This window comes from Microcoleus sp. PH2017_08_TRC_O_A (assembly GCF_020738665.1).
In the GTDB taxonomy this organism is placed as follows: Bacteria; Cyanobacteriota; Cyanobacteriia; order Cyanobacteriales; family Microcoleaceae; genus Microcoleus.
Map to the genome: position 1 here is coordinate 1 of NZ_JAEQCE010000090.1, position 22,121 is coordinate 22,121.

The 22,121-nt window shown below is 46.4% G+C and carries 13 protein-coding genes and 1 pseudogene; 5 read left to right on the plus strand and 9 right to left on the minus strand.

The annotated features are described in order from the left end of the window. Window positions 1–166: 166 nt before the first annotated feature. Complete coding sequence (locus JGK22_RS26255; RefSeq protein WP_293183406.1) at window positions 167–4,798, plus strand: ATP-binding protein; 4,632 nt, start codon at window positions 167–169, stop codon at window positions 4,796–4,798. Between the two features lie 105 nt (window positions 4,799–4,903). Beyond that, a complete protein-coding gene (locus tag JGK22_RS26260) occupies window positions 4,904–6,235 on the plus strand; it encodes a response regulator (protein WP_293183408.1) in 1,332 nt (443 codons plus the stop codon). 389 nt (window positions 6,236–6,624) lie between these two features. Here JGK22_RS26260 and JGK22_RS26265 read toward each other — a convergent pair whose 3' ends face one another. Further along, window positions 6,625–7,164 carry a GIY-YIG nuclease family protein gene (locus JGK22_RS26265; RefSeq protein ID WP_293183410.1) on the minus strand — a complete coding sequence of 180 codons (540 nt, stop codon included), beginning with the start codon at window positions 7,162–7,164 and terminating at the stop codon, window positions 6,625–6,627. A 59-nt stretch (window positions 7,165–7,223) separates the two neighbouring features. Next, a complete protein-coding gene (locus tag JGK22_RS26270; RefSeq protein WP_293204886.1) occupies window positions 7,224–7,550 on the minus strand; it encodes a hypothetical protein in 327 nt (108 codons plus the stop codon). A gap of 628 nt (window positions 7,551–8,178) precedes the next feature. On the opposite strand from JGK22_RS26270, the gene JGK22_RS26275 reads away from it, so the two are divergent. Next, window positions 8,179–8,976 (plus strand): hypothetical protein, encoded by a 798-nt coding sequence (locus tag JGK22_RS26275; protein WP_293196983.1) that lies wholly within the window; start codon window positions 8,179–8,181, stop codon window positions 8,974–8,976. 249 nt (window positions 8,977–9,225) lie between these two features. Here JGK22_RS26275 and JGK22_RS26280 read toward each other — a convergent pair whose 3' ends face one another. Both JGK22_RS26280 and JGK22_RS26285 read right to left on the minus strand, forming a co-directional pair. Next, the gene (locus JGK22_RS26280) at window positions 9,226–10,107 is read right to left on the minus strand and encodes a sulfite exporter TauE/SafE family protein (RefSeq protein ID WP_293183415.1); all 882 of its coding nucleotides are present in this window, start codon (window positions 10,105–10,107) and stop codon (window positions 9,226–9,228) included. A gap of 116 nt (window positions 10,108–10,223) precedes the next feature. After that, the gene (locus JGK22_RS26285) at window positions 10,224–11,069 is read right to left on the minus strand and encodes a pentapeptide repeat-containing protein (protein WP_293183417.1); all 846 of its coding nucleotides are present in this window, start codon (window positions 11,067–11,069) and stop codon (window positions 10,224–10,226) included. A 232-nt stretch (window positions 11,070–11,301) separates the two neighbouring features. On the opposite strand from JGK22_RS26285, the gene ilvD reads away from it, so the two are divergent. Together ilvD and ileS are read left to right on the plus strand one after the other, a co-directional pair. Beyond that, window positions 11,302–12,987 (plus strand): dihydroxy-acid dehydratase, encoded by a 1,686-nt coding sequence (ilvD, locus tag JGK22_RS26290; protein ID WP_293214039.1) that lies wholly within the window; start codon window positions 11,302–11,304, stop codon window positions 12,985–12,987. Between the two features lie 784 nt (window positions 12,988–13,771). Then, window positions 13,772–17,353: an isoleucine--tRNA ligase gene (gene ileS, locus JGK22_RS26295; protein ID WP_293314095.1), complete on the plus strand. Its 3,582-nt coding sequence runs from the start codon at window positions 13,772–13,774 to the stop codon at window positions 17,351–17,353. Window positions 17,354–17,543: 190 nt separating this feature from the next. Here ileS and JGK22_RS26300 read toward each other — a convergent pair whose 3' ends face one another. From JGK22_RS26300 to JGK22_RS26320, 5 genes and pseudogenes are all read right to left on the minus strand, one after another. Beyond that, the gene (locus tag JGK22_RS26300) at window positions 17,544–17,807 is read right to left on the minus strand and encodes a hypothetical protein (protein WP_293241810.1); all 264 of its coding nucleotides are present in this window, start codon (window positions 17,805–17,807) and stop codon (window positions 17,544–17,546) included. A gap of 165 nt (window positions 17,808–17,972) precedes the next feature. Beyond that, on the minus strand, window positions 17,973–18,266 hold the full coding sequence (locus JGK22_RS26305; RefSeq protein ID WP_293314097.1) for a hypothetical protein: 294 nt from the start codon (window positions 18,264–18,266) through the stop codon (window positions 17,973–17,975). Between the two features lie 10 nt (window positions 18,267–18,276). Then, complete coding sequence (locus JGK22_RS26310) at window positions 18,277–18,612, minus strand: XisI protein (RefSeq protein WP_293183425.1); 336 nt, start codon at window positions 18,610–18,612, stop codon at window positions 18,277–18,279. After that, window positions 18,600–19,019: pseudogene (locus JGK22_RS26315) on the minus strand (XisH family protein). The gene JGK22_RS26310 and the pseudogene JGK22_RS26315 overlap by 13 nt, the downstream one beginning before the upstream one ends. Before the next feature lie 176 nt (window positions 19,020–19,195). After that, entirely contained in the window at window positions 19,196–21,985 is a 2,790-nt protein-coding gene (locus JGK22_RS26320) for a COR domain-containing protein (protein ID WP_293314099.1), read from the minus strand. Window positions 21,986–22,121: the final 136 nt, after the last annotated feature.

Genomic DNA, 22,121 nt, shown 5'->3' on the forward strand with positions numbered 1-22,121 from the left:
AATCAAGAGCGCTTAAGCGCAACTACATACCTAAATCAAGAGCGCTTAAGCGCAACTACATACCTAAATCAAGAGCGCTTAAGCGCAACTACATACCTAGAAATTAACCTCGCAGAAGACTGCAAAAGTTAAAATTCGATCGCCAGCCCAACTCCTCGATCGCGCCATGCCGATTTATCCCCTCAACCACCCAGCAGCCGCCGAAATTTTCAGCAAACCTCGCCTGCGAACAGTTCTGATTGTTCCCTTTGTGTTGCTAACAGTCAGCGCTGTCGGGCTAGTGGGTTATCTTTCTTTCAAAAGCAGCCGGGAATCCGTCGAGGATCTAGCACAGCAGTTAATGGAACAAGTAGGAGAGCGAATTGGCGATCGGCTCAGCAACTACCTCAACGCCCCCCAGAATGCCGTAGCAGCCAACCGTCTAGCAGTAGAACAAGGAATGCTGAACCTCAACAACACTCAGCAACTGCGACAACAACTTTGGCAGCAAATAATCTTCAACCCCGCTCTGCAATCGAGCTTTTTTGTCAATGAGCGAGGAGAACAAATTGGGTACGGGCGCCTGATGAGCGAGGAATTTGTGCAACAAGTCACAAAAGAGACAGGGGAGAAATTCTCAATCGGTACGCGTTTTTTTTGCAGTATGAAAAGTACCGACTTGGGTAAAATGCAATACTACTCGGTTGACTCCAAAGGCAATCCCCTAAAACTGCTCTATAGCATCCCTATGGATAACCGCGAAACAGTTTGGTTTCGCCAGGCCAAAGCCTCCAACAAACAAACTTGGTCGCCAATTGTTGTTTTCAACGCTATGCCGACGTTAGGAATTTTTGCGGTGTCTCCCATCAAGGATGCTGGCGAATGGCGGGGGGTTTTTACTTCAAATTATGCGCTGTCGGCAATTAGCAGTTTTCTCGATCGCCTCTACTTCTCTAAATCGGGACAGACTTTTATTATGGAGCGATCGGGCAATCTGGTTGCTACATCCACCCTAGAAACACCCTTTGTCAAGCAAGAAAAACAGCCACCCACGCGATTGCTAGCCACCAACAGCCAGGATACCCGCACCCGAGACATTGCTCGGCAACTCACCAACCGCTTTACCAACTTAAGTTCGCTGGATAGAGCTCAGCAATTTACCATGACGAGTAATGGATCTCGGCAGTTTGTCAGCGTCGCTCCTTATGGAGATGCCTATGGCTTGGATTGGTTGATTGTGGTGGTGGTACCAGAGTCGGATTTCATGGCTCGCATTGAAGCGAATACCCGCAATACATTGGGGTTGTGCGTCGGTACGCTGGTGTTGGCGATCGCGATCGGATTGTTGACTGCCCGTTGGGTAATAAAGCCAATTCTGCGCTTGAATACCGCCGCCAAAAATCTAGGAAAAGGAGAATGGCATCAACCTTTAGAAATTAGACGCTTCGATGAACTCGGAGACCTCACCAATTCCTTCAATCTGATGGCAGAGCAACTGCAACAGGCTTTTTCCGAACAAAAATCTTTAACAGAAGCTTTAGCGCAAAGCGAGAGCCAACTCAAGCAATTTTTAGAAGCCATACCAGCCGGGATATCTATCCACGATGCCTCGGGTAAAGTCGTCTACTTAAACGAAACTGCCAAGCGTTTGAGCGGCGTACAAAATATTCCCGATGCGACTTTAGAAAAAATGGCAGAAGTTTATCAAATCTACCACCAAAACCAGCTTTGTCCAACTGAAAAAATTCCTGCCTTCCGAGCGCTGCGGGGTGAAACGGTACTTGTTGAGGATTTAGAAATTCATCGAGATGGGGAAATTATTAAGCTTGAGGTGCGCGCCACACCAGTTTTCGATGCAGGCGGCAAGATTATTTATGCCATCAATGCTTTTAGTGACATCTCAGGGCGCAAACAATCTGAAAAACTATTAACTGACTACAATAGCACTTTAGCCACCAAAGTTGCAGAACGTACTGCTGACCTAGCTCGTGCTAACGAACTATTACATGAGGAAGTTGCCGAACGCAAATTGATAGAACAAAAACTTGACAGTTCTACTCAAAGAATTCTAAAAATATTTGAGTCAATTGCAGATATTATACTAATTTTAGAATTGCCAGAAAAAACAATTCAAGTTATACCAACTAGGGGAATTTTTCAAGACTACACTCAGACAGAGCAGCTCGACTCTATCCTCGAACAAATTTTTAGTGAGAGTTCCCAAGACATTTATTTCACTCAAGTTCAAGAGGCATTAGAAACCCAGCAAACTATAAATTTTGATTACAGGATGCAGATTAACAACCAAGAAGTTTGGTTTGCTGCTAAAATTTCGCCATTGTCCGATCGCTCTGTGGTTTGGGTAGCCAGGGACATTAGCGATCGCCAGTTGGCCGAAGCCCGACTGCTGGAAGCCCAAAAAATTGCCAGGATTGGCAGTTGGGAATACGATATAGGCCAAGCAACAAGCACTTGGAGTGAAGAACTCTATCGTATGTTCGAGATCGAACCGACTCAAAAACCCGTAGCAACCCCAGAATTAGTCGATCGTTTTCATCCCGAAGATCGATCGCCCTATCTAACAATGCTTCAGGAGCGATCGATCAGTAAAAAAAGCTTTGAACTCGCTCTGCGCCTGATCCGCAGAGATGGCTCGCTCACTTACATGGAAGTCAGAGGGAAACCCGTTTTTGATAAAAAAGGGCAGTTGCTCCGTTGGTTTGGCACTGTCTTGGATATTACCGCTTACAAACAAGCCGAGGCAGCTTTGCGAGAAAGCGCCCAGCGGGAACAAGCAATCGGGCGATCGATCGATCGCATCCGTCAGTCCTTAGATATTGATACCATATTCCAAACCACAACCTCAGAATTGCGAGAAACACTCAAATGCGATCGAGTCGCTATCTATCGTTTTAATCCAGATTGGAGTGGCGAATTTGTTGCCGAGTCAATGGGGGAGGGCTGGATATCTGTGATACAACAATTGGACGAACTTAATTTACCAAACAATCTCGCCACCGACTTTCGCTGTGCGGCGACAAACTTACAAGCCTGCGGTGAAGGAGTACGAGATACCTACCTACAAAAAAATCAAGGCGGTATCTACGATATAGGTGTTTGTTACCGCATGGTTGAAGACATATACACTGCTGGATTTACTCCTTGTTACGTGGAAGTGTTAGAGCAATTTCAAGCCAGAGCCTACATTATTTGCCCCATATTCTGCGGCAGTCAACTTTGGGGTTTGCTCGCCAGCTATCAAAATTCTGGGCCCCGCACTTGGCGCGCAGCAGAAATCAATATCGCGCTGCAAATTAGCACTCAACTCGAAGTCGCTTTACAACAAGCTCAATTACTCGAAGCCACTCAACAGCAAGCCGTACAGCTCCAACAAGCCGCCTTAGCAGCAGAAGCAGCCAACCTCGCGAAAAGCACTTTTTTGGCCAACATGAGCCACGAATTACGCACCCCTCTTAACTCAATTCTGGGATTCTCCCAATTGATGCAGCGATCCGCCAACCTCAACCGCGAACAACAGGAAAATATCGGCATCATCAACCGCAGCGGAGAACACTTGCTAACTCTGATCAATCAAATATTAGATTTAGCCAAAATAGAGGCAGGACGCATTACACTCAACCCAACAGACTTTCAATTAAGCAGACTGCTAAACGAGGTGGAAGAGATGTTCCAACTTCAGGCGCGCGAGCAACAATTGGAGTTAATATTTAGCTACTCTAGGAATATTCCAGAATATTTGCACGCCGATCAAGTTAAGTTGCGCCAAGTTTTAATTAATCTGCTTTCTAACGCTATTAAGTTTACGAAGGAAGGAGGCATTGCAGTAAGAGTAAGTTCGGTAATTGAACAGGAAAATCAGCAATTACCAATCAATTACAAATTACATTTTGAAATAGAAGATACAGGCTGCGGCATGACTCCCGATGAGTTAGACCAGCTTTTTCAAGCCTTTGTCCAAACCAAAACAGGAAAAACATCTCAGCAGGGAACCGGTTTGGGGCTGGCCATCAGCCAACACTTTGTCAAGCTGATGGGCGACATCATTACTGTACGCAGTAAAGTAGGACACGGGACCACCTTCGCCTTTGATATCCCCGTCAGCGCAGTTGAGGCGGCGGCGATTGAACTGGTACAGCCGTCGCGTCGGGCGATCGCCCTAGAATCCAACCAACCGCGCTATCGTATATTGATTGTGGACGATCGCGAGGACAACCGCCAACTACTGCTCAAAATCCTTGCAACCTTTGACTTTGAGCTCAAAGAAGCCTGTAATGGTGTAGAAGCCATTGAAGTGTGGACGAGTTTTGAGCCGGACTTAATTTTTATGGATATGTGGATGCCCGTAATGGATGGAGGTGAAGCCACGCAACGCATTAAAGCCACCGTTAAAGGTAAAACTACCGTCATTATTGCCGTGAGTGCCGCCAACGCCGAGGAAGCCCGAACCGTTACTGTATCAAATAATTGGGATGACTTTATCCACAAACCCTTTCGAGAGACAGACATCTTTGCCACCCTCCACAAACATCTCGGAGTGCGTTACATTTACGATGAACCGGAGAGTGTGCCGGAGCCAACTCAAATCGAGGCTCCGACTCCAGAAAACGTTGCAGCTTTACCAACGGATTGGCTGACAGCTTTAGAAAAAGCCACTATTGAGTGCGATTTAGAGCTGATTCTCAGTCAAATAGAGCAAATTCGCGATCGAAATGACCCATTAGCTACCGCTCTCGCCGCCTTAGCTAACGAGTTTCAGTTCAATCAAATACTAGCTCTCATCCGTCCCTCAACCAAATAAAAATGATATTAGATCGGGTTCGTAGTGAGGACTTTAGTCCTCATCAAACTTTGAGGACTAAAGTCCTCACTACAAACCTACAAAGGTTATTTTACCAGACTAGATATGAATTACGAAGCAACTCCCGTCTTAAAAGGGAATATTTTAATTGTTGATGATGTTCCGAATAATTTGCACCTTCTAGCTAAAATACTATCGAGGCATGGCTACAAAACACGCACTGCACCCGACGGTCAACTAGCCCTAAGGTCGATCGAATCAACACCTCCTGACTTGATTTTGCTGGACATCATGATGCCCAGTATGGACGGCTACAAAGTCTGCGAAATTTTAAAAGCTTCTGCCACCACCAAAGACATTCCCGTCATTTTTATCAGCGCTTTAAATGAAGTGTTAGATAAAGTCAAAGCCTTTGAAGTTGGCGGTGTAGATTATATCACAAAACCTTTTCAAGAACAAGAAGTTTTGGCGCGCGTCTCAAATCAACTCTTGCAGCGCCAGTTGTTGCAGCAAACACAATCCTACGCGCAGCAACTCGAAGAAACTTTAACTGAACTCAAGAAGACTCAATCTCAGTTAATACAGAAGGAAAAAATGGCTTCTTTAGGGCAACTAGCCGCAGGGATTGCTCACGAAATCAACAATCCAGTCAACTTTATCTCCGGCAATATTACTATGGCTGCTGACTATGCACAAGACTTGGTTCGCCTCATAAAATTATACCGACATTACTACCCGCATCCCGTGGCAGAAATTGTCGGCGAATTGGAAAAAATTCAACCCGAATTCATTGCAGATGATTATCCAAAACTGCTAAGTTCGATGAAAGAAGGTACTTCTCGAATTAGCGAGATTGTGCTGTCTTTTCGCAACTTCTCCCGCCTGGGCCAAGAAAAGTGCAAGCCAGTGGATATTCATGAAGGCATTGACAATACTTTAGTTATTTTGCAACACCGCCTCAAAGGAGCCAACAATATCGGTGAGATTGAAGTGAGAAAACACTACAGTAAACTGCCAAAAATCACCTGTTATGCCAGTCTATTAAATCAGGTATTTATGAATCTGCTAATCAATGCTATTGATGCGCTGGAATCTCAACCTTATCCCCGAAAAATTACCATCAGCACTTCAGTAAGTTCAGATTCAGAACCTGCGTTGTACAATCCAAATTCAAACTTGGCAACTCAAAAGTTTCAGTCCGTTATGATTTTAATTGCCGATAACGGTTGCGGGATTTGCGAGGCAGTGCGCCACCGGATATTTGACCCATTTTTTACTACCAAGCCTGTCGGCCGGGGTACTGGATTGGGCTTGGCAATCAGTCACGATATTATAGTAGAAAAACATGGAGGTAAAATCAGTTGTATTTCTGCTCCCGGCGGGGGGACAGAGTTCATTTTGCAGATTCCGATATCTGTTATAGCAGTTGACAGTTGACAGTTGACAGTTGACAGTTGACAGTACGGGAATCAAATCATTTCTGCTTGACGGATATCGGCTCTATTCATTAGGTTATTTGTGTCCGCACCCGATGTGGCGGTTGCTATAAATCTTAAAATGTTATAAGTTCGCAGTCAGGGCTTTAGTCCTTAGATAAAAAAGTTAATTCCTCATTACAAAAAGGTTCGTAGTGAGGACTTTAGTCCTTAGATAAAAAAGTTAATTCCTCACTACAAAAAGGTTCGTAGTGAGGACTTTAGTCCTTAGATAAAAAGTTAATTCCTCACTACAAAAAGGTTCGTAGTGAGGACTTTAGTCCTTAAAGAGAGGACTGAATTCCTCACTACAAACAGGGTTTATTGTGGAGAATTAACCTGAGAGCATATTTACTTCAAATCCAGCAAGCCGCTAGTTTTTAGCTTGGGATTAAACCGGATTTCTTCAGTTACACCGCGAGATTTGAGCAGCGCTAAAATTTCATTTTCTACGCGGCGCGCTACATTTTTCAACAATTTATCTTTGGCAAGTTCATCGGCGACTATACCTTCATAATTTGCTACTTCTTGCGAAGTCATGACAGTTTTGGTATCGATGGGATCGTTCCACTTGGTAGCATCGGTACCATTGCCCTGGGGCTGGGAACCGTTTTCGGCAATCCAACTCGCTCGGATGCTTTCTAGAATAGTGCGGCTGGGCTTGTCGATAGTTTGGACTTTTAGCCAGTAGCAATGTTCGGGTTGGCGTACTAAATGCTGTTTGAGGCTGAGGTAAGTATCCCGAGAATAGCCGACAAATTGCAGCATTTTATCGTTGTCGAAAATCGCATAGACGCCGATTTTACCCTGGACAAATTCAGGCAGTTTCCCTTCGGAGTCAATGTATGGTATGAATTGTAAGCTGGCGAGAGGCTGAATGTCTTCTGTCATCCGATTTTAGATTTTAGATTTTAGATTTTAGATTAAACCACAGATTAACTAGCCTTTAGCTAACTTTGGAAAACGCGATAAATGGCACAGAGGCGGCTGGGTTTAAATATTTTGGCTTGAAACATGAAATTAGGCGGGACGTTGACGATCGCAAAATCGATCGATTCGTGATACTTTTCAAATTCCGCAGGCATTCCCTTGGGCGTCTCGCTGCTGTAAGGGACTGGCTGAAAAAGTAACTCGGCAAACTCAATCCGCGAGCACTGCAATTGCATCGCTATTTGTTGGAGAAAGCTTTCACCTGTTAGTGAATGGAAGAGTGCGGCTTTAGCATCCGGTTCCAGGACAAAACTGCTATCGTAGCTTTCAATAATCTTGAGACCCATTTTCTGTATACTCCTGACAGACGGCGGTTAACGGTTGTCGGTTAAGTTTTAGGCGATCGACATATCCTGAATTTTACCTGAGACTGGCCGTGTTGAAAGCAAAAATTATTCAGCAGAGCTGCCGATAGAAATATGATAATCCCGAAATTTTGACCAGAAAACTAGACGCAAGCCCCCGGCTTGAGACGTGGGGATTAGTCGGTCTGCGGTTTTAACCGCCAGTAAATATTGTATTTGGGGACTAAGCATGGTAATGTAATTGGGTGAGTATGAATAACCGTCTGCGCGTTGAATCATCCTAGTACGGAGAAATCCCGGCAACTCAGATATCCGGCTAGAACCGGAATACTTAGAAAGGGCAAATAATGGCAGGTTGAGGAGCGTACCTATCTGGCTTGTGATGGACTCCCAAAGCAAAAGAAAAACTAAAAGTAAGCCCAACTGCAACACCTCTAGTATTGGTAGTTGATTTGAAGGGTCTAGGGGGATATTTGCCTATCCCTTCCAAGTTCGGCTTGGAGAATCCCCCGGCGACAGCCGTGGGGAGTGTCAAAAATAGCCCTGATTTATTTGCCGATCGCTCTTATCATGTCGGTATCGCAATCTATCAGACTACGACTAAAAGGCTATGCAGAAGATCGAAGACGCATCATTCCCCACGATGAGAATTTCCCCAAACCAGCAGGATTGGCTAGAATTGGCAGAATACGCCTCTATTGCCGGTTCAGCGATTGGTACCATTGCTGCGGGATTGTCGGGGCAAATTCTCTACGCTGCCGCCCCGCTAACCGCAGCACTCTCGCTGAATCTCGCCAATCGCCAGCGTTTTGAGCAAAAAATTCAACAAAAGGCAAATTCTGCCATCGCAGAGGTACAGGCCTCCGCAGAAGCTCGATCGCAGCAAGTTCAGAAACTACCTGGAGAACTTACCAAACTTGATTCTACCGTCTCCGACTTAAAACAAAAACTCGGTATTTTGGAATCCGGCGCCATCGCCGACATACAAGCTGCGGTAGCCGCACTCGAACGCCAAGCGCAGGCACTTCCTGCCGATTCTCAAGAACTCTACAGCATCCTGTCGGATTTGCAGGAAAAACTCCGCATTCTGGAAAATAGCGCCCTCAGAGAGCATGATTGGGAAAATGTCAACGTCCGATTTTTGTTGCTAGACGAGAAGTTAACTGAGGTTAGAACTATTACAGCAGAGTTGCAGGAGCGATCGAACGAAGTAGACTTGGATCGAATCCAAGGTTCTCTGAAGCAATTGCAGGATTTGCTCGATCGACCGACAATAGATACAGCGACGCTGCAAACCGAAATTCAGCACTTGCAGGAGCAAGTTTCCGAGTTGCAGCGACAAAATCAAGAAATTGTCAAGCCTTATTTGCTGCGCTTGACTCGCGCCGTCAAGAAACTCAGTCAGTAGTCATTGGTTATTGGTTATTGGTTGTTTGTTATTGGTTGTTTGTTATTTGCCTTGTCTTGTGGCTTTGCTGCCAATAACCGATCGCAAGTAATCTCAGATCCGCTCAATTACCGATAAGAAAAAATGTTTTTAGTGAGGACTTTAGTCCTTGATTTATGAGGACTAAAGTCCTCACTACGAACTAATTTTATAGTCTGATAGCGGAGACTATCTAACCCTTGCAAATAACTAATAACAAATAACTAATAACTAATAACGAAATTTTTGCCAAGCTTGCCAGAAAATATAGATTGATAAAATTGCTAAGAGCGATCGAAAGGCTAAACTAATAGTGCGATCGGACAATCTCGGCAAAAACCTGGTGCTGATTTGCGCGCCCAACAAACCGCCACACCCAAGAATCAACCCCACAACCCACAAAACATTCCCGCGCGCCGCGTGTCCCGCCGTCGCCGAAATTGCCGTAATCACGATGACGCCCAAACTCGTTTGAATTGCCTTTTTAATGCTTTCCCCTAACAGCAAAATTTGCAAGGGAACCATAATCACACCACCGCCTACACCGAACAAACCTGCCAATAAACCGGCAGCACTGCCAGTCGCAATTTTAGCAAAAGTTGGATTAAATAGAATACTTGAATTGTTGGGTAATTGGTGATTGGTAATGGGTAATTGGGAATTGGTAATGGGTAATTGGGAATTGGGAATTGAGCCAGATTCTTTCGTGTCTTCCCCTTCCCCTTCTTCTTCCACTTTCTTAGCAGTCAGGCGCTTGCGAACTTCAATCAAATAAATATTCAGCCACAGCAACAACCCAAAAGTAACTAACAGCAAATAAGGAGGAAATATCCCCGCCAAATAAGCACCAATTTGTGCTGTGATGACGGCGGGAAATCCGATGCCTGCGACTTGACTCAAGTTGAGATAGCCCATGCGCCAATTCTGGATGCTGCCAGAAAGAGCCGTAATTACGATCGACAAACCGCTAGTAGCAACCGCTTGCACCGGAGCATACTTGAGAGCCACCAACAACGGCACGAGCACCGTACCGCCGCCGATACCCAAAAAACCAGCTAGAATACCGGCAAACAGTCCGGCAGCACCCAGAATCAATAATTCGCTAACAGTCATTAGTTAATAGTCATTAGTTATTTGTTATTTGTTATTTGTTGTTTGTTACTCGCTTGGGGCTGCTAATAACCAATAACCAATAACCAATAACATTAATCAATACTCACAACTCAAGATTATTGAGAGTCATTAGTAGCCCCGTCAGGCATAATTGCCCGCCTCAAATCTGCATCGCGGAAGTTAGTTCGATTGAGATTAGCATCAATCAAAACAGCTTCCACCAAAACAGCCCCGCTCAAATTAGACCAACACAGCTTCGCCCGGTACAAATTAGCACCGCTCAAGTTAGCACCGCGCAGAGTTGACCAACTCATATTGGCAACTCTCAAATTAGCATTGCTCAGATTAGCTTCGCTGAGATTAGCTCCAACCATCGTGACTTGACGCAAGTCTGCACCAGTCAGGTTGGCCCTGCTCAGCATCGCCCCACTGAGAATTGCCTGAGTCAGATTGGCTCTTTCTAAAAGCGAATCGCTGAGGATAGCATTTGTCAGGTTTACAGCTTTGAGAGTTGACCAACTCAAATTGGCCTTCATCAAATTAGTGCGAATCATACTAGCTTCGGTTAAGTTAGCCGCAAACAAATTCGCTTCGGTAAAGTTGGCTTCTGTCAAATTTGCTTCCGTCAAATTTGCCTTAGTCATGTTGACTTCTCTCGCCATTGAGCCGCGGAGGTTTGCTCCCACCAGGTTAGCCCCGCTGAGATTGGCGCGGGTCAAATCGGTACCGATGAGATTGGCTTCGGTGAGGTTGGCTTCCGTCATGTCCACCCCACCCAATTTCACCTCGCGCAAGTTCGCTCCCGTTAGGTTAGCGCCTTTGAGGTTTGCGTTTTGGAAATTCGCTCGGGTAAAATTAGCCTCGCTGAGGTTTGCCCCTTTTAAGTCGGCTCCCGCGAGGTTAATCTCTCGAAAAGTTCTTTCTCCGGCCGCATATTGCCTCAGAATTCGATCGGCCTCCATGTCATTCGCCTCGCAATTTTTGTTTCAAACGTTAGAGTGATCGGTTTTACACATCATCCCAGATAACCACGGTATTCACCCTGTACGCTTCAGTATCTGTAGAATTTTGGCACTGCTGTGCGAATCTATTCTAGACGGTCTCCTAAAGGTCAGCGATTCTGAGAGAATTAAAAATAGAGTCAAGATATCAGAAAAACAGACAACTGAAACAACAGACAAAGGAAGTTTGAGAATGCCTGAGAATTTAAGAAGCCAAGCGGTGACTGGGGGCGTGCAGCGTTCGCCCAACCGCGCCATGCTGCGCGCCGTCGGTTTTGGCGACGGCGATTTCACTAAGCCCATTGTGGGCATTGCCAACGGCTACAGCACGATTACGCCCTGCAATATGGGATTGAATGACCTCGCTTTGCGGGCAGTTGCGGGTGCAAAAGAAGCCGGTGCGATGCCGCAAATGTTCGGTACGATTACGATCAGCGACGGAATCTCGATGGGAACCGAAGGGATGAAATATTCTCTGGTGTCGAGAGATGTGATTGCAGATTCGATTGAAACGGTTTGCAATGGCCAGAGTATGGATGGGTTGCTGGCTGTGGGCGGTTGCGATAAGAATATGCCGGGGGCGATGATTGCGATCGCCCGCATGAACATTCCTGCTATTTTTGTCTACGGTGGCACGATCAAACCGGGACACCACAACGGACGCGATTTAACTGTCGTCAGCGTTTTTGAAGCAGTCGGTCAATTCAGCGCCGGCAAAATTGACGAAACAGAGCTCAACGCAGTGGAACAAAAAGCTTGTCCCGGCGCTGGTGCTTGCGGCGGAATGTACACGGCAAATACGATGTCCAGCGCTTTTGAAGCTATGGGGATGAGTTTGCCCTATTCTTCGACAATGGCTGCTGAGGATGCTGAAAAAGCCGACAGCGCTGCGGAATCTGCAAGAGTTTTGGTCGAAGCAATTCGCAAACAGTTGTTACCCAGCCAAATTTTAACACGAGCGGCCTTTGAAAATGCGATCGCGGTAATTATGGCGATCGGCGGTTCAACGAATGCGGTGCTGCATTTGTTGGCCATTTCAAATGCGATCGGCGTTGAGTTGTGCCTCGACGATTTTGAAACAATTAGAGCCAAAGTACCCGTATTGTGCGATCTCAAACCAAGCGGCAAATACGTAGCAACCGATTTGCACAAAGCCGGCGGCATTCCTCTAGTAATGAAAATGCTTTTGGAACGCGGTTTGCTGCATGGAGATGCGCTGACAATTACAGGTAAAACAATTGCCGAATCCCTAGCAGATATTCCCAGCGAACCCCGCGCCGATCAAGATGTCATCCGCCCTCTTGACAATCCGATGTACGCCCAAGGACATTTAGCAATTCTCCGGGGAAATCTGGCAACAGAAGGATCGGTTGCTAAAATTACAGGTGTTAAAAAACCGCAAATCACCGGCCCAGCGCGGGTATTTGAATCGGAAGAAAATTGTTTAGCTGCAATCTTGGCTGGCAAAATTCAAGCCGGAGATGTCATTGTCATCAGGTACGAAGGGCCCAAAGGCGGGCCGGGAATGCGCGAAATGCTAGCACCAACTTCGGCAATTATTGGTGCAGGTTTAGGCGATTCTGTGGGGTTAATTACTGACGGTCGCTTTTCCGGCGGAACCTACGGCATGGTTGTCGGTCACGTTGCACCCGAGGCGCAAGTTGGCGGCACAATTGCTCTGGTAAATGAGGGCGATTCAATTACGATTGATGCTAACAATCGCTTGTTACAGCTCAATGTTGATGATGCAGAATTAGAGCGGCGGCGCGCTCTTTGGCAAGCTCCTAAACCCCGGTATACTAAGGGTGTTTTGGCTAAATACGCTAAGTTGGTTTCTTCTAGCAGTGTCGGCGCTGTAACTGATTTGGGTTTGGGTTGAAGAAGAAAACCTAATTTTAACCGCAGATAAACGCAGATAAACGCAGATGAAATTCCATCTGCGTTCATCTGTGTTCATCCGCTGATATCTGCGGTTAAAAAAACGATCGCTCCGCTAGCTAACATACCTGACAAATTGCTAAAATAATCGAGATAAAACTGTCAAGAATAGATACTGCGATTGCTTCGTTCCTCGCTATGGCAATTCTCACCCAAGCGTATTGGTTTTTAAGTCGCGAGAATCCTATGGGACTGGACTGTTGGTCAAATGCTCGGTTGGCTGACCCCGTAGCGTAATCTGGATTTATGAATGATTTTTTTTACCACAGAGGCCGCAGAGGGCGCAGAGTTAGAGAGGAGAGGGTATGTTACGGATTTGGTTTGAGCGAATGTGCGGTCGATCGCCGATCGCACCATAACACTGTTTGAACAACGGGGCGCGATCGCATCCCTGTCCCGGCTTTTGCTGAAGCCCTGAATCTGACTGTTGGTCAAATGTTCAGTTGGCTGACTCCGTAGCGTAACCTGGATTTATGAATGATTTTTTAACCACAGAGGCCGCAGAGGGCGCAGAGTTAGAGAGGAGAGGGTATGTTACGGATTTGGTTTGAGCGAATGTGCGGTCGATCGCTTATACTAGAATATCTGGTTGTGTGCCCTTCAAGGACGAAACAGGACTGAAGTCCTCACTACAAACTTAATTATGATTATTTAATCGGACTTGATATCAACTCTCAGTTAACCGCTAACTACTAACAACTAAGTACAAAAAACGTTTCTGAACAATGGAAGCAAAATCCTACAAAGACACCGTAAATTTGCCCAAAACCAAGTTTGATATGCGCGCCAACGCCGTCAAACGTGAACCAGAATTGCAACAATTTTGGGCAGATCAAGAAATATACGATCGCCTTTCGCACAATAACCCAGGGGATTTGTTCGTCCTCCACGACGGCCCGCCCTACGCTAACGGACAACTCCACATCGGCCACGCCCTCAACAAAATTCTCAAGGATTTTATCAACCGCTACCAAATGCTGCGCGGTAAAAAAGTCCGCTATGTACCCGGTTGGGATTGTCACGGATTGCCGATCGAACTTAAGGTATTGCAAAACATGAAGTCGGACGATCGGCTAAATCTTACTCCGATCGATCTCCGCCGCAAAGCCTCCGCCTTCGCCCAGGAAACAATGGCGCAGCAGCGCACATCCTTTCAGCGCTACGGCGTTTGGGGCGACTGGGAACACCCGTATTTAACCCTGAAACCCGAATACGAAGCGGCTCAAATCGGCGTTTTCGGTCAAATGGTGCTCAAAGGCTACATCTTCCGCGGCTTCAAACCCGTGCACTGGAGTCCGAGCTCGAAAACAGCCCTCGCTGAAGCTGAATTAGAATATCCCGAAGGCCACGTCTCGCGCAGCATCTACGTCGGCTTTCACGTGAGAAAATTGTCAAAATCCCTGCAAACGAAGCTCAAGCGCTATATGCCGAGCCTCTGGGCGGCGATTTGGACGACTACCCCCTGGACGATTCCGGCTAACTTGGCGATCGCAGTTAATCCCGAACTGATGTATGCAGTGGTGGAACCGCCGGCAAATTCCCACATTGCACAACAATTTATCTTAGTTGCTGTCGATGCGGTCGATCGACTGTCAGCAACTTTGAATACTGAATTAAAAATCCTGGCTACCTTCCCAGGTAAAGATTTAGAAGGTTCCACCTACAAACACCCGTTGTTCGATCGCGAAAGCCCGATCGTTGCCGGTGGCGACTACATTACCGCTGACTCAGGAACCGGATTGGTGCACACTGCACCCGGCCACGGACAAGAAGACTTTATCGTCGGAAAACGCTGCGGTTTGCCAGTTTTAACGCCCGTCGATGAGAACGGAAATTTCACCGCCGAAGCTGGACAGTTTGCAGGTTTAAATGTCCTCGGAAACGGCAATGCCGCAGTCATTGATGCCCTTGCCGAAGTAAATTGTTTGATTAAAGAGGAAGCTTATCCTCACTCCTATCCTTACGATTGGCGGACTAAAAAACCGACGATTTTTCGGGCGACTGAACAGTGGTTTGCATCCGTTGAAGGGTTCCGCGATGAAGCGTTAAAGGCAATTTCCGGTGTGAATTGGATTCCCGCCCAAGGGGAAAATCGGATCACGGCTATGGTTAGCGATCGATCGGATTGGTGTATTTCTCGCCAGCGGACTTGGGGCGTGCCGATTCCCGTGTTTTACGACGAAGAAACCAACGAACCTCTGTTAAATGAAGAGACGATCTCGCACGTGCAAGCTATTTTTGCCGAGATCGGTTCCGATGCTTGGTGGGAAATGTCGATCGCCGAATTGCTACCGGAATCATACCGCAACAACGGTCGCACTTACCGCAAGGGCACAGACACGATGGATGTGTGGTTTGACTCGGGTTCTTCCTGGGCTGCTGTAGCGAAAGGGCGATCGGAATTAAACTATCCTGCTGATATCTATTTGGAAGGTTCAGACCAACACCGCGGCTGGTTTCAATCGAGCTTACTTACCAGTGTAGCAACTAACGGCGTCGCTCCCTACAAAACAGTTTTGACTCACGGTTTTGTACTCGATGAAAAAGGCCGTAAGATGAGCAAATCTGAAGGCAATGTCGTCGATCCGGCGTTAGTAATTAAGGAATATGGCGCCGATGTTTTGCGATTGTGGGTGTCTTCGGTAGACTACTCCGCCGACGTGCCTTTGGGCAAAAACATTCTCAAACAGCAATCGGATGTTTACCGCAAGATTCGGAATACAGCGAAGTTTTTGCTGGGGAATTTGCACGACTTCGATCCGGCAAAAGATGCCGTTGCTTTCGAGGATTTGCCGGAACTCGATCGCTATATGTTGCACAGAATGGGCGAAGTTTTTGCGGAAGTTCAAGAAGCTTTTGAAAGTTTCCAATTTTCCCGATTCTTCCAAACAGTTCAGAATTTCTGTACCGTGGATTTGTCTAATTTCTACTTGGATGTTGCCAAAGATCGACTTTACATCAGTTCGACAGATGCGCGCCGCCGCCGCAGTTGTCAGACGGTAATTGCGATCGCAGTCGAAAATTTAGCACGGGCGATCGCACCTGTGTTGTGTCACATGGCTGAGGATATTTGGCAGTACATTCCTTATCAAACACCGTACAAGTCAGTATTTGAGGCTGGTTGGGTGCAACTAGATGCTAAATGGCACAATCCAGAATTGGCGACTCGCTGGCAGTATTTACGGCAAGTACGCGGCGAAGTTAACAAGGTTTTGGAACAGGCGAGGACTGAAAAGGCGATCGGTTCTTCTTTGGAAGCTAAGGTTTTATTGTACGTTCCCGATGTCGCAAAAAGAGCGCAATTGCAAGCTTTGAATCCCAGCAGCGAAGGATTGATGGATTATGTGCGATCGCAAAATGCAGCCATCCAACTAGCAGAAGACGAGAAAGCCAAAGCAGTACAAGACAAACAAGAATCACAAGCAGCAAGTGTTGCCAAAGTCTTGACAGAAAAGACAGTTCATGTTGAGGAAGAAACTGTCGCCAAGGGCGATGCAGCTTCTGAGATTGTAGAATATTCTGCCCCAGAAGCATCTGCTTTAGATTTGCAGGAAATGTTAGATAAAAGCGCCCAGTTTGTGGCGGATTTGCCTAACTATGCCGGCAACTTTTTCACAGAATACCAAACATTGCTGGTAACACTTGGGCTGTTAGCTTCTGTGGTGATAACGGGTAGAGTAACCCTGGCGGTTTTGGATACAATGAATCAGATTCCGCTGCTGGGTGACTTGTTTGAAGTCATCGGTATCTTGTTTACAATCTGGTTTGCTTTCCGTCACTTGCTGTTTGCAGAAAGCCGCCAAGAAATGGCACAAACAATTGATTCGCTGACAGCAGATGTGCTTGGAAAGTCAACGGCGCTGGTACTGGTAGAAACACAGGAGATTGTGCTTTCACTTCCAGTAGAGACAGCCCTTGTACCAGTACAGGCGATCGCACAAACAGCCCCAGTCGAACAAGTGTTTGCAGAAATACCTGAAATCCCGACAGCAGAATTAAGTGCGATCGCGCCCCAAGCAGAAATTCCTGCGGAAATAGCTGTACACCACCATTCTGCAAGTGGTAGCAACGGTGTAGACGAACTGCGCTACTTGTTCATTACTTCGGAAGTGGAACTGATAGAATCGAATGCAGTGATGCAGGAATTGCCGTACAGTTACCAATCTCCAGAGTTGGCGATTGGTGTAGTTAAAGCAGACGGCCAAAAGTGCGATCGATGCTGGAACTATTCTACTCATGTCGGAGAGTCGATCGAACATCCGGTAATTTGCGAACGTTGCGTCTCAGCAGTTGACGGCAAATTCTAACCCTAGGATGTACACAAGTACCGCTGTAATTGTCATTAGTGGGATGGGCTTCTAGCCCGTCCCAAACATACAATTTAAATGATGATATCAAATCCGACAGCATCTGAACTATTGACTTCTCTCTTCTCTCTCTGTGTCCTCTGCGCCCTCTGCGGTTAAATAATTCCGATACAGCCGGAAACAAAATGATTCATTTCTGATTATCATCATCGCTTTCTGTAACTCTACATTTCCCCCAGAAATTCAAGCATAAAAGCACAACAAAAGACAGGAAAAACACAACTGCTGGAACTATCCAAAAAGCACCGCCTCCAATCAGAACATCGCCATCTGGCGTAATACAGCTAGAATTAGCAGCCTCGATACAATCCCGCCATTTCCAGTACCGCACGTAAAAAAGATAAAAGAAAAATGAAGAGAAAAACAGACAGACAGTCATTACAAGATAAGACATCTGAGGGAGCATCTCACTTTTGCAAGAAGCATTTTTTATGGTAGTGCGAGCGTCCCCGCTCGCGTGCTTCTACAAGCACGCGAGCGGGGACGCTCGCACTGTAAATGCAAAACTGAGATGCTCCCACATCTGATTACAAAAACAAGAGTTAATTGAAGAACTTTTCTATTTCTTATTAAAAAAACGGCAGACAAATTCACCAGGGTTGTTTTGTCCAAACGCCAAAACACGGCCATCTTGCTTAACTGTACTGTGGCTGCGGCAATTGTAGACTTCCAGAGGCTGCTTGACTCCATCAACACTCAGAATTACCCTGTATTCCCAGTAGTTTTTCGCACTGCGCTTGATATCGACAATGCAAATCTCGCGCCCTTGATAGTTGCGGCATACAGAAGCCTCAGCCGGAAGCGCGGCGCCGAAAAAACAGATTAATAGCAACAAGTAGCAAGCATATTTCATGATTCGCGATCTATTCTACTGCATAACCAGTAAACTTTCGCATAAACGGCGGCTGAAATCCCCACACAATGTCCTCCTTGGGAACTCCGGCTATGACTAAATCTTCAGCAATATCATCTTCAGTCGCATTCCATTGCAGCCAAATTTTCCCGCCCTTGATATCAATGTGAATGCTACAGTGATGCACTCTAGTCTGTTTGTCCCAGCCCACATAGAAGATTTGGTAATGATCTCGTTCTGTATCAAGAATTGTCTCGACTTCAATGTCTCCGTGGGCAGGTTTGCGGTTGCCGTACTCCATTAACATTTGCTGTACAATTTGCCGATATTTGATTAGTTTTTCCATTTAACAATTACCTCAATTGCTGTATCATAAACTATCATTTTTAGCTGATTTTCCTCCACTCTTGCTTTCGGAAAATCTAGTTGAAAGAATTATTCGTAAGTTATTAATGGCACAGCCAAGTACAAAATGCGATCGGGTTCTTTTTCTTTCAGTGCAGCTCGGTAATTAATGAACTGCCCCAAAGCTCTGTGGAATTCGGAGATTGCCGACGATTTTGTCAAAAAGCTTTTAACTTCAACGGCAATTTTTTCGCCTTGCCTTTCTGCTGCAATCAGCCTTTCTGCTCCCAGATCGATCGACATATCTACACCGCCCACACTAATCGGAAACGGATCGTGGGTAATATGCCAGCCTTCTTTTTGCAAAGCTGTTTTGACAACTTCATGAAAAACATCTCTGGCAGACATAATCAATTGATAAATAACTTACTTATTACTATCATACCTCTTAACCGCTAAATACAACAGTAGCTGTAGGGTGCGTCGCTACCTTGAATCCCAAAAAAAGAGCGACAATCTCAGAGCGACGCACCTTACTTACTCGAAAATTGTGTATACCACATATACATGGAATATGCTGTAATTTAGCGTGCTGGCGGTAGCTTGATTTCGATACCCACTTTTTGGCCTAAATCGATCGCACTACTAGCAAAATCAACAGCACCTGCGATCGGAATCGCGATCGCAGTACCCGCCGCAATCATCGCAGTCAAGCTCTTCTTTAACCTGGCTTTATTCCATTGGCCTTCCGGTTTCTTGATTTCAGCTTCGACATCTTCAATATCAATAATTATCCCATCGCGAATGTCTTCAGGAAACTGTGTCGCACTTTCGCGCATCGATGAAATTAGTTTCAAAATTTCCGCCGTATTAGCGTTATTGATTTCAATGCCACCAGAGGCTGTTTGTTGGGCGTTGTCTTTCATTTCGTTCGCGATCGCCATGCTGCCGATTTGTGCACCTTGCAAGTTGTTGTTTTGAGGAGAATTTTGAGTCATTTTTGCTTCTAGTGTATTATTAATAGGTCTACTAACTGCTAGTTTAGTGATTTCTACAAGGTCGTCATATTCTCTTCCGTATTTGTCATCGCCCCTTTGCCTTCTGCGCCGAAGTTCGATCGACTCATACCCATCCAACAACGATCGCAAATCCAGTTTAAGTTTAAGTTTCCCCACACGCACCGTATTCTCTCCCATCTCCTCCAATCCTAGCAACTCCTCGTAATCCAGCGGATCGGCATCGGGATAACCCGGAACCGGCACCCATTGACTGATTTCCAGATTGGCAAAAGAATTGTGGATTTTAGTAAAAGTATCGCGAATCATACTCAGAAAAGAACGGCGCGTCGATTCCCGCCCGCTAACCGCGATCGAGATTTTCTCATCTTCCGGGTCAGACTTAATTCGCGCGATATTGTACACCTCAGCGCCTTCGGTGTACTCCAGCATTACCCCCGTGCGCCAGTGGGTGCTGTTGTGGATTTTCTCGTGCATCAGGACGATGAAGCGCGAGAGGATGCTGTCGGGGAGAATGCGGTAGTGATATTGAAATTCCAGGGTTTCGCCTGCGAGTTTGGTGTTTTCCGGTTCTTCTTTCGGCAAGATGCCGGGGATGAGGAAAGTCCGTGGGGTGCAATGGCTGAGGGGGAAACAGAGTTGAAATTCGCCCATCAACTCGGTGAGACAGTTGTAACGGTGGCTGGGATATTTAGTTGAGTCGAGGATGCGGCTGAGATCGGCGTAGGTGAGAATGCCTTTGGTTTTGACTTTGAGTGCGTCGTCGCTGAGAAGGGCATAGATGCCTTCAGTCACCCAGTGGGGATTGAGGATGTTGGTGGATTGCAGGATGGGGTGTTCGCGGAAGTTGAGGACAATGCCCAGGTTGTGCAGCAGTCCGATGAGTTGGGTTTGGTCGGTTTCTGCGAGGATGTTTTCGGTGGCGCAGATGGTGGCGTATTCGCTGATGCTGATGAAGTCTTTGTCGAGGTTTTCCAGGCGCTGCTTGACTTGGAACCAGCTTAGCGGCAAAAGGTCGTAGACTTCTTTGAGTTGGGAGATTTCGGTGTGGATGGCGCTGCGGAGTTCGTCGATGCCGGTGCCGCTTTGGCAGGAAGTTTCGATAATCGCTTTGATGTTGGGATATTTATCGCGCAAGGCTTTGCGGTTGAGATCCAGGGGTTGTTCGTCGCATTTGTTGCCGACGAGGATGACGGGGGAGGCGTCGCCGAAGCTTTCGATCAGTTTCAGCCAGTATTCGAGGCGGTTTTCGTCTTCGCTGGTGCGGCAGTTGGAGACGAGGAGGTAGAGGCTGCGTTTGGTGAGGAAAAATTGGTGGGTGGCGTGGTAGATTTCTTGTCCGCCGAAGTCCCAGACTTTGAGTTTGACTGGTTTGGTGTTGACTGTAATTTGCCAGTTTGTGATGTTTAGTCCGTCGGTTTGGGGCTGGTTGGGGTTGTATTGGTTGTGGGTGAGGCGGTTGATGAGGGAGGTTTTGCCGACGCTACCTTGGCCGACGAGGAGGACTTTGGCTTCGTTGAGGGGGAGGACTTCGCCGCTGCGGAGTTGGCGCAGGTAGTTGAAAATGGCGGCTGGAGTACCGGGGTTTTCTGTGTCGCCTAGAACTTCTGGAGAAATGGGCAGGGGATTGTTGCGGAGGTCGAGTTTTTCAAGTTTTGGGAGTGTTTCTAAGCATTCGGGAATCTTTTCAATTTGATTGTTACTGAGGGAAAGTTCTGTCAGATTGAAAAGTTGGGCGATCGCTTCTGGGATTACTGTAATCTGATTGTTCCAGAGGTAAAGCTCTGTCAGATTGGATAATTGAGCGATCATTTCTGGGATTACTGTAATCTGATTGTTATAGAGGTAAAGGTGTGTCAGATTGGACAGTTGCCCAATCGCATCGGGGATGGAGGTAATCTGATTGTAAAAGAGGTGAATATTTGTCAGATTGGATAGTTGCCCAATCGCATCGGGGATGGAGGTAATCTGATTCTGACTGAGGAGAAGCTTTGTCAGATTCGACAGTTGCAAAATCGCCTCTGGGATGACCGTAATTTGATTTCTCCATAAAAAAAAGTCTGTCAGATTCGACAGTTGCCCGATCGCCTCTGGGATGACGGTAATCTGATTGTCACTGAGGTTTAACCGTGTCAGATTAGACAGTTGCCAAATCGCATCGGGGATGGAGGTAATCTGATTTTTAGGAATCAAAAGTATTTTTAAGTTGGTTAATTGAAGAACAACATCAGGAAACTCAGTTAACTTATTCCCAACCCATTTTCGTTTCTCCTCATCGAACTTCCCCAACACCAACGACTCAAGCTGCGTGCACTTGCCAATCTCCGGCGGCAACTCCTCCAACCCCAACCCCGCCAAATCCAATTCTGTCTGGCCCTCATCAGCCGCTTTGTCGATTAACGGGACTTAAACAGAAAATACGATAAAAATAGGTTATAATGCTTACATAGCAAGCAGATAACGTTAAAAAATGACCCATGAAAGAGACAACCCC